Source organism: Meiothermus sp., assembly GCF_025060375.1.
Taxonomy (GTDB): Bacteria; Deinococcota; Deinococci; order Deinococcales; family Thermaceae; genus Meiothermus.
The window spans coordinates 1-9,242 of the sequence record NZ_JANXCG010000085.1 but is presented as its reverse complement, the minus strand read 5'-3'; the positions used below and the strand labels follow the sequence as shown (position 1 = coordinate 9,242).

Sequence of the window (9,242 nt, the reverse complement as noted above, 5' to 3'; positions counted from 1 at the left end):
GTCCACGGCCGAGCTGAGCAGGCTTTCGGGTAAGGCCTTCGACATCGCCTACATGTCCATGATGATTGAGCACCACCGGGGCGCGGTGGAGATGGCCCGGGCCATCCTGCAGGTCTCCAAAGATGCCCGCATCCGCAAGGCCGCCCAGGAAATCGCGACCGCTCAAAACAAGGAGATCGCCCAGCTCACCGCCTGGCTCAAGGCCTGGTATGGCGTGGCCCCCAGCGCGCGCTACATGCGGATGATGCGGGATGACATGAAGCCCATGATGGACTCCGCCATGGTGGGCATGCGGGCGCCGGGCCACCCGATGTCGGTAGACCGGGCCTTTTTGGAGGGCATGATTCCCCATCATCAGGACGCGGTGGACATGTCCAAAGCCTGCTTGCGTAGGGCTGCCCGGGCTGAGCTAAAGCGCTTCTGTCAGGGGGTTATTGAGGTGCAAAGCCGCGAGATTGGGCAGTATCGTCAGTGGTTGCAGGCCCTCAGGTGACCAGCTCCTCCAGCCATTCCCGCAAGGAGAGCAGCGCCGAGACGGCGTCAGGGTCGAAGTAGGGCGAAGCCTCCTGTTGAAGGGCGGCGAGCGCCTCCTCCACGCTTCGGGCGCTCCGCCCTTCCACCTCCTTTAGGGCTTGGGTGAACCAGTGGGCTACCTGGAGCACGCGGGCCGCCCGGGGGATGGCTTCGCCGGTCCAGCTGGAGGGGCGCCCACCTTCCCGGTGCTGATGCAGAAAGACCAGAATTCGCGCGCCCTCCCGCAGCAGGCTGTCCGAAAGGGTTACAGGACCCAAGGAGAGTTCGCCCAAGGCGAGCTGGAGTAGATAACAGCCCGCCTCGAGCCCCTGCATTTCCGCGGGGCTAAACCCCAAGGCCTGGCCCATGCGGCGGGCCAGCCGGACCAGGAGGGTTTCGTGCGGGATTAGAGGGGGAGGGGTCTGGGAGGCCCGGTTCCTCCGCGAGGCTTTGTCCTGGTACATCCGGTGGTCGGCCAGCCGCCAGAGGGCCTCGGTGTCCGGGGCGTCGCTGGGGTAGACCGCGTAGCCCAGGCTGACCTGCAGGTGGACGCTTTCCGAGACGCGAACCTCCTCCACAAGGGCCCGGTAGCGCTCCGCGATGCGGCTGGGGTTGAGGCTGGGGGGGCCTTCGATGATCAGGGCAAACTCGTCGCCCCCCAGCCGGTAGGCCCGGTCGCCCGCCCGGGCCCGGGAGCGCAGCACCCCGGCCAGCCGCACCAGCACGTGGTCGGCGTGGATGTGCCCGAAGCTGTCGTTTATGCTTTTGAATCTGTCCAGATCAAGCACCACCAGCATTGCCAGGCGCCCCCTTGCTCGGTGGGGCAGCTTTTCTAGGTCGCGCTCGAAGGCCCGGCGGTTGCCCAGGCCGGTCAAGGGATCGGTGAAGGCGGCCCAGGCCAGCTCCTGCCGCAGGGCCCACTCCCTCTGCACCACCCCCAGGGCCGTGGCCATCTCCCCCAGGAACTCCTGGGTCTCGGCGTCTGGAAACCAACCTGCCTGGCTGCTGAAAAGCAGCAGGGCCTGGCTTTGGTAGGGGACGGACAGGATGAATAGGCTGTGCAGCCCGGCCTCTACCAGTTCGGGGTGGCGGGCGGGGTACAGGTCGTAGCGGGGCAGGGCGATTCGCCGGCCCTCTCCCAGCTGTTCGGTTAGAGCAGCCCTAAGGGCCGTTTCAACCGGAAGTCCAGCGTCCCATCCGGCCTGGGCCAGGGTGTGTACCTGGCCCTCCTTGAAGGCCACCAGGCGGGCCCCCTCGGCTCGAGCGAGGCGCGTAGCCTCCTCCAGGGCGTCTTGGAGGCGGGACTTGAGCCAGGTAGCCGCCGACGCCTCGAGGGGCGGCGGGCTTTCTGGCTCCGGGTGGCTCAGCAGGGTGTTGATGGCCGAGAGCCAGAGGGCCTTGCGCTCAGCTGCTTCCCAGCGGTGGATTTGCTGGAGAAGGGGAACCACAGCCTGTGCGGACTGGATTGCCCTTTTCAGCCGGGGCTCGTCCAGGGGGGACGGGGCATATAGGTGCAGCACCGCCCAGACCCGCCTCTCCAGGACCAAGGGCAGCAGGAGATTTTGTCCCACAGGGGGCTCTGGCGAAGCTGGGAGCTGGACTGAAAGGTGTTGGAGAAGGTGGGGGCCCACCTCTGCGGCGGGCAGGCCCTGGCTCCACCCCTCCACCGGCCCCGGGTAGCCTTTCTGAAAGGCGGCTTCCTCCACCACCCCCACCTCCCCCAGAGGCATCCCGGCCAGCCCGAGGGCGGTCTGGAGGCTGAAGCGCCCCCCATCTTCCACCCACCAAAAGGCCTGGCTGCCCTCCGGCAGGGGGCGCAGCAGCTCCGATAGAACCCTCTCCCGGGCCTGGGCGGGGCTATCCAGGGGCTCGAGGAGGGTCCTCAGGCTAGGGTAGACGGGCATTTCCACCCTCCGGCCCGAAGGCATCTGCTCGTTGATGGGACCCCTCCTTTTTGGTTGGGGTGGACAGGGGCTTCGGGCCAGCGTGGCTTTGGCTGGTCTGACATCGGGCTATTCCCTGCAAAGGGTAGTTTTTGGGGAAATGTAGCTTTTCGCATGCGGCCTCCTTTCCAAATGCTGGTGCCCCTCTGGAACCAAATCTAGCCGGGAACCCCGGCAATAGGGGAGACAAATAAACGTTACGTCAGGCGAACCACCCCCGGGCCGTTACGTTGGGGGTGGGGCCTGGGTTCTTACCGCCGGATGGAGCCCACCGCGCTGATGGCTTGCTCGCCGGTATCGGTCATCCGCAGCCGCTTGCCCAGCTCGCGCCACCAGATGTAGGAGGGGCTGTCCAGCCGCCGAAGCTGGGCTAGCTCGGCCTCCTTGCGCCAGGTTTTGAGGCGGAGCAGGAACAGGTTCAAAAACAGGTCGCGATACTCCGCGCTGGTGCGCTCAATGTGGAAGTGGAAGCGCACCCCGCGGTGCTGTGAGAAGGTGATGATGAGGGGCACCCCCTCCGGGCCTTCTACCGGGATTTCCACGGTGGTGTCGGTGAGGGAGGAGGCGGTGAACTCATACTCTTCCCGTATCATTCCGAGTTCCAGCAGGATAAGGGCAAAAGCCCGCATCTCCAGGCCGTTGATTTCCCGGTAGATGCGGTCAAAAAGGTCGTAGGTGGGGCTGTAGTGGAAGAGTTCCCCTGGCCGTTCGGCCCACCACATGGCGTACTGCCCCCTGGGGGCGCTTAGGGTGGCCTGGATGTAGAGGCGGTCGCGCCGGGCCACGGGCTCTATTTCCGCCGGGTAGATGGCCAGGAGGTCGTCGGTGCTGTAGAAGATGGGCCGAAGGCGGCCCCATTTTTGGGCCAGCTCGTAAACCGCCACGTAGTGCGCGGCGGACTTTTCGTCGGCCACGGGGTAGAAGAAGAGGTCGTACTCGAGCTCTCCGTCCCGCACCCGCAGGGGTATTTCCAGAACCCCCTCGCGGGTGAGGCGCAGCACGTCGGCCTCCAGCACCTGGATTCCCGAGCGGCGGAACACCGTTTCTATGGTGGTGGAGAACAGCAGCCGGTTGGCGGTCTGTACCTCCGGGGCATTGCTGGGGATCAGACCCTCCAGCCGGACCCGGGGCCAGTGGGCTGGGGCGTTGGTGTGGAGCTCTAGCATGGACGTTGGGACCTCCCCCGCTCTTCAGGGTAACCGGGAGGATGCGGCCCTTCTGTGATATTTGCGCCCTAGCGCCTCTTTCGGTGCTCGCTCAGAAGGTGCTGGGCCTGGGCCAGCAGCGCCACCTCCTTCTCCTCGAGGCCGAGCCCCTCCCGCAGGACAACCCGGTCAGCCAGGGTCCGGGCCTCCTCTGGCCGGCCTTCCCGGAGCAGGGCGTCCAGCTCGAGGGCCAGCTCCAGAAGCCGCTTTGGCCCAAGCCCGGGGCCGGCCAAAAGGGTTCGCTCAGCCTCGGCGGGCTCGAGCTTGAGGGCCCCTCCGCCCAGGGGGTGGCCCTCAATTTCCGCGCTGAGCCGGGTGAGGGAGGTTTGCCAGAGCGCGGCCAGGGCCAGAGCGCTTGGGCTGGGGGCTTTGAGCCGCAGGACGTGCAGGCTGTTGGGGGCCACAGCCCCCGCTTCGTTCGCTGCCAAGTGGGGTGAGTCGCGGCTTATGTAGGTCAGAAAGGCCTCGGGCTTCACGGCGCAGGGCACGCTGTACCAGGGGCAACGGGTCCGGCACTTGTAGGCCTCGGGAACGCCCGCGGCCTGGCCCTTGGCCAGGTAGGCCTGCACTTTGGGGGGCAGCTGGGCCTCGGGGGGTAGGTGCAGCAAGAACCCCGCCTGCCCCCTCAAGGTGGCCCGTTCCCAATCGGTCTGGGTGAAGCGCAGGCCCCCCAGCGCCCCCGCCCGCCACACCGAGGGGCTGAGGAACCGAGGGGGGATGCCCCAACCGCTCGCCTCCTCGGGGCTCAGGTGGAAAAAGCCGTTGTTCCCGGTCACGTAGCCAATACCGACCTCAGCTGCCTCGCCCAGCCGGAAGGTCTGAGGGGCCTTGACCAGGGCCTCGTAGAGCCCTCGCACCCTGGGGGGAAGCCGGTAGAAGGGCAGACGGCCTCCAGCGTCGGGAGACCAAAGCTCCAGGCTCCGCCCGGCCCTGGGCGGAAGCCGCAGTCCGTCCAGGTCGGCAGGCCCCTCCAGCTCCAGCAGGTGGATCCCCTCCGCCAAGGGGGCGGCCCCCCTTTCCTGCCGCCCTTCGGCCAGCAGGAGCAGCGTATCTTGGCCCAGGTGGGGGAAGAGCCGCTTGCGGAAGGTGATCAGCCAGAGCCGCTCAAAAGCGCTTCTCAGGTGCTCGATCACCGGCTGGGCGTACCGGGCGTGCCCCAGCTCGGCCGGGAGGACCATTGCGAGCCGTCCGCCAGGCCTCAGAAAGGCAGTGGCGTGGACCAGGAAGGCCGCCCACGAGCCTGCCCGTCCGCTGAGCTTCACCCCCTGCTCAGCGGCCCGAAAAAGGGCTTTTTCCCGGCCAGAAAAGCGCTGGTAGCGGATGAAGGGGGGGTTTCCAACCACAACGTCCACCGGAAGCGCGGCGGGCTCGAGCTCAAAGAAGTCGCTGCACAGGAGGTGGGTCGCCCGCACGGAGAATTGGGTCTCCAGCAACCTCGCTGCACGGCGGTGGGCCTCCTGGTCTACCTCCACGCCGAAAATTTGCGCCTCTGGGCGGCCACCTAGCTCCTGCAGCCGCTCGCTGGCCGCGGCCAGAAAGACCCCTCCGCCAAAGGCAGGGTCGGCCAGGGTTTCGTGGGGGGCGCGCAGGGCCCAGCGCACCAGGAAGCGGGCCACCCGCGCATCGGTGTAGTAGGCCCCCAGGGCCTTGGCGGCCTCGCCCTGGGGGGAGGTGGTGAAGGCTTCCAGGGTCATGCCCAAATGCTAACTGCAGGCTGGGCCTACTCCACCGTCACGCTCTTGGCCAGGTTGCGGGGTTGGTCCACATCGCGCCCCAGGAGCACCGCGGTCTCGTAGGCCAGGAGCTGCAGCGGCACCACGCTCACCACCGGGGCCAGCAGGTGGTGAACCTTGGGCACGTAGATCACGTCCTGGGCAAACCTCCCCACCTCGGCATCGCCTTCGGTAGCCACCGCGATCACCCGCCCGCCCCGGGCCCGCACTTCCTGGATGTTGGAGAGGGTCTTTTCGTAGAAGGGGCTTTGGGTGGCCAGCACCACCACCGGCAGGCGCTCGTCAATCAGGGCGATGGGGCCGTGCTTCATCTCGCCCGCCGGGTAGGCCTCGGCGTGGATGTAGCTGATCTCCTTGAGCTTGAGGGCCCCTTCGTAGGCGGTGGGGGCCTGGATGTGCCTTCCCAGGAAGAGGTAGTCCTGGGCCTGATGGTACTTTTCGGCGATCTTGGCAACGTGGGGGCGCTGCTCGAGCACCTCCTCCACCAGCCGGGGGAGCTTGCGCATCTCGCCCAGGATTTCCCGCGCGGTCCTTTCGCCCAGCGTGCCTTTGGCCCGGCCCATCCACACCGACAGCATGCCCATCGCGGCCAGCATGGCGATGTAGGCCTTGGTCGAGGCCACCCCAATCTCCGGCCCGGCGTGGATGTAGAGGGTGTCGTCCACCTCGCGGGTGATGCTGCTGCCCTTGGCGTTGATGACCCCCAGGGTGCCCGCCCCCTTCCGCTTGGCTTCGCGGATGGCCTCGAGGGTATCAATGGTCTCGCCCGACTGGCTGATGCAGATGGCTAGGGTTCGCTCGTCCACCACCGGGTCGCGGTAGCGGTACTCGGAGGCCACGTCAACCTCCACCGGCACCCGGGCCAAGGCCTCGAGCAGGTACTTCCCCACCCAGCCCGCGTAGTAGGCCGTGCCGCAGGCCACGATGTGCACCTTGTCGTAGCGGGCAGGCTCCAGCCGCAGGCCCAGCTCCACCCTGGCCTCCTCTTCGTAGAGGCGGCCCCCCAAGGTGTTTTCCAGCACCCGGGGCTGCTCGTAGATTTCCTTGAGCATGTAGTGGGGGTATCCGCCTTTTTCGGCGGCCTCGAGGCTCCAGTCCACCGCCACCACTTCCCGCTCCACCGGGTTGCCGGCCAGGTCGGTGACCTCCACCCCCTCCCGCCGCACCACCGCCATATCCCCGTCGTGCAGGAAGATGACCCGGCGGGTATAGGGCAAGAGGGCCGGCACGTCCGAGGCCACAAAGTTCTCCCCCTCCCCCAGCCCAATCACCAGCGGGCTCACGGTGCGGGCCACCACAATCTCCTCGTGGTCCCGGTGGGCCACCACCAGCGCATAGGCCCCGTAGGCCTCCGAGAGGGCCAGCCGCACCGCCTCCACCAGGTCGCCCCGGTACTTCTCCTCAATCAGATGGGCCAGCACCTCCGAGTCGGTCTCGGAGCTGAAGGTGTGCCCCCGCGCAATCAGGCCCTCCTTGAGGGGCAGGTAGTTCTCGATGATGCCGTTGTGAATCACGGCAATCTCGCCCTTTTCGGTCATATGGGGGTGGGCGTTGGGGTCGGTGGGGGCCCCGTGGGTAGCCCAGCGGGTGTGCCCCACCCCCAGGGTGCCGCGCAGGCGGTGCTCCTTGAGGCTGTCGGCCAGCACCTGGAGCTTTCCAGCCCGCTTGACCACCTCCAGACGCCCGTTTGCCTTTACCGCGAGCCCCGCCGAGTCGTAGCCCCGGTACTCCAGGCGCCTAAGCCCATCCAGAATGACCTCGCTGGCCTCGCGAAAACCTACATACCCTACGATTCCGCACATCAGCAACTCCCAAGAACCTGGGGCCCCGGCCCCAGCCTAAAAACCCTGCCCTCCTTCTGCGGAAAGGAGGTCTGCCGCTGGTCCTGTCGCACTCATCCCACTGGGCCCTGCCCCTTGGTTGTCCGGCGCTCGCGCCTCCGGCTTTCCCCCGGGGCTTGACCGGCTCTGGCCGGCGGAGAGGAAGGGGCCCGCTCCCTGGCGGCATCCGCGGAATCCTTCGACCTTTTGCAGCTGGGCTGCTTATCTCCCTGAGGGAGACCGCCACCTCGTGAGGTGATAGCTCACCCCCTGCGCTCCTCCTTTGGTTTCCCCCTTTCCGGGGCCCCTGGCGGACCCCTCAACATCTTACCGTTTCTTCGTCTGGGGGCCTGTTCATACTTGACAGCCCGACAAGGGCGTGGTTATGATTCCCCCGGATGTGCAAGGTGAGAGCTTGGTAAGCCCGGTGAGGGGGCCTAGCTTTTGCCGGCCATCCGTTGCGGAAGGTGGGCCTTTGGGAGAGGAAACACGGCAACTCGCCCCCAGCAAGCCCCGCCTCCGCAACCCCAAACCCGCCCGGCCCCGAACCGAGCGGGAAGCTCTGAGGAGGCAAGATGAAAAGGAAGCTGGTTGTTTACTTGGCTGGGCTGCTGACCGTGCTCGGTCTAGGTTTCGGCCAGGCTCAGTTCTCCGACGTACCCGCCGGGCACTGGGCCAAGGAAGCCGTCGAGCGCATTGCAGCCTGCGGGCTCATCACGGGCTTCCCCGATGGCACCTTCCGGGGGAACCAGAACCTGACCCGCTACCAGGCCGCCCTCATCTTCCAGCGCCTGCTGAACGAGATTCAGCAGGGCGGTGAGTGCGTGCGGGGCAGCGGTCAGGGGGGCTTGAGCGAAGAAGACCTGACCGTCATCCGCAACGCGGTGCAGGAGCTGGCCGCTGAGCTAGCTGCTTTGGGTGTGCGCGTTTCGGCGCTGGAGGACAACGCCGCCACCAAGGACGACATCGCCCGGCTCGAGGCCGCCATTGAGGAGCTCAAGGCCATGCGCGCCCAGCCGGAACCCGCCCCCGGCATAGATGAGGCTGCGCTGGCCGACCTGGCCGACCGGGTAGAGGCCGCTTCGGTAGCCGCCGACACCGCGCTGGCCCAGGCTCAAGTGTTGGCCGAGCGGCTGGATGCGGTGGAAGGCGATGTGGCCGCCCTCAAGACCCAGCTCGAGGCCGATGCCGACAGCATTCGGGCCCTAAACGAGCTGGCCGTTCTTCTGAACCAGGATGTGCTCAGCCTGCAGGATCGGGTGACCGCCCTCGAGAAGCAGCTGGGGCAGCTCAGCGACCGTCTGGGCGAGATCAACTTCGACGAGTTCGCCAACCGCGAGGATGTGGCCGCCATCCAGGAGTTCGCCACCGCTCTGCGGGCCGACCTGGTGCGTCTGGCCGACCGGGTGAGCGCGCTGGATACCCGGGTGAGCGGGCTGGACAGCCGGCTGGGCCGGGTGGAGGCCACCCGCCCCACCCTCACGGGTAGCCTCTCGGCCACCTACGGCTACGCCACCAACACCGGCGCTAACTTCGATATCGACCGCCTTTTCCCGGGCAACGCCCTCAGCTCGGGCGCGGGCGCCCAAGATAACACCCCGCAGAACCGCCGGCGCAACGAGTTCCGTCGCGGCGACTTCGACCAGGACTTCACTGGAGGCAGCGCCAGCCTGAACCTCGGTCTCAGGCCTGGCGGGGCCATCACCGAGGTCACGGTGGGGCTAGGGGCCGACCTGTTTAGCCCGGGTGCCAGCGCCGACCGCTCGCTCAAGCTCAACAGCGCGAGCGTTAGCGGCAGCCTCGCAGGCCAGACCTTCAGCATCCGCTACAACAACGACGATAGCACCTTCTTCTTCAACCCCTACCTCTTCAACAACCGCACCGTGGGTGACGTGGCCGAGACCAGGGGCTTCGTGGCCACGCTGGATGCGCGTAACTTCCCCCTTTCCCCTAAGTTCACCATCGTTGCCGGCGATGGTTCCACCGATGCCGTCAAGAGCAACAACAACACGATTCTTCAGGGGGACT

General features: G+C 66.9%; 6 protein-coding genes. 2 read left to right on the top strand and 4 right to left on the bottom strand.

What is annotated here, in order from left to right; all coding sequences use genetic code 11:
• A partial coding sequence (locus NZ849_RS10360; protein WP_295406926.1) for a DUF305 domain-containing protein occupies nt 1-493 on the top strand: 493 nt, incomplete at its 5' end.
• Here NZ849_RS10360 and NZ849_RS10355 read toward each other — a convergent pair.
• From NZ849_RS10355 to glmS, 4 genes are all read right to left on the bottom strand, one after another.
• Nucleotides 486-2,417: a diguanylate cyclase gene (locus tag NZ849_RS10355; protein WP_295406923.1), complete on the bottom strand. Its 1,932-nt coding sequence runs from the start codon at nt 2,415-2,417 to the stop codon at nt 486-488. The two genes, NZ849_RS10360 and NZ849_RS10355, sit on opposite strands and share 8 nt — an antisense overlap.
• A 290-nt stretch (nt 2,418-2,707) precedes the next feature.
• Entirely contained in the window at nt 2,708-3,622 is a 915-nt protein-coding gene (locus tag NZ849_RS10350) for a hypothetical protein (RefSeq protein ID WP_295387805.1), read from the bottom strand.
• A gap of 68 nt (nt 3,623-3,690) precedes the next feature.
• On the bottom strand, nt 3,691-5,355 hold the full coding sequence (locus NZ849_RS10345; protein ID WP_295406920.1) for an N-6 DNA methylase: 1,665 nt from the start codon (nt 5,353-5,355) through the stop codon (nt 3,691-3,693).
• A 26-nt stretch (nt 5,356-5,381) separates the two neighbouring features.
• On the bottom strand, nt 5,382-7,196 hold the full coding sequence (gene glmS / locus NZ849_RS10340; RefSeq protein WP_295406917.1) for a glutamine--fructose-6-phosphate transaminase (isomerizing): 1,815 nt from the start codon (nt 7,194-7,196) through the stop codon (nt 5,382-5,384).
• Nucleotides 7,197-7,789: 593 nt separating this feature from the next.
• Here glmS and NZ849_RS10335 point away from each other — a divergent pair.
• The coding region (locus NZ849_RS10335; RefSeq protein ID WP_295406914.1) for an S-layer homology domain-containing protein at nt 7,790-9,242 on the top strand (1,453 nt) is incomplete at its 3' end.

Bases quoted from the DNA above. Each gene is read 5' to 3' on its own strand.
- NZ849_RS10355 (WP_295406923.1), bottom strand. From the start codon at position 2,417: ATGCCCGTCTACCCTAGCCTGAGGACCCTCCTCGAGCCCCTGGATAGC.
- NZ849_RS10350 (WP_295387805.1), bottom strand. From the start codon at position 3,622: ATGCTAGAGCTCCACACCAACGCCCCAGCCCACTGGCCCCGGGTCCGG.
- NZ849_RS10345 (WP_295406920.1), bottom strand. From the start codon at position 5,355: ATGACCCTGGAAGCCTTCACCACCTCCCCCCAGGGCGAGGCCGCCAAG.
- glmS (WP_295406917.1), bottom strand. From the start codon at position 7,196: ATGTGCGGAATCGTAGGGTATGTAGGTTTTCGCGAGGCCAGCGAGGTC.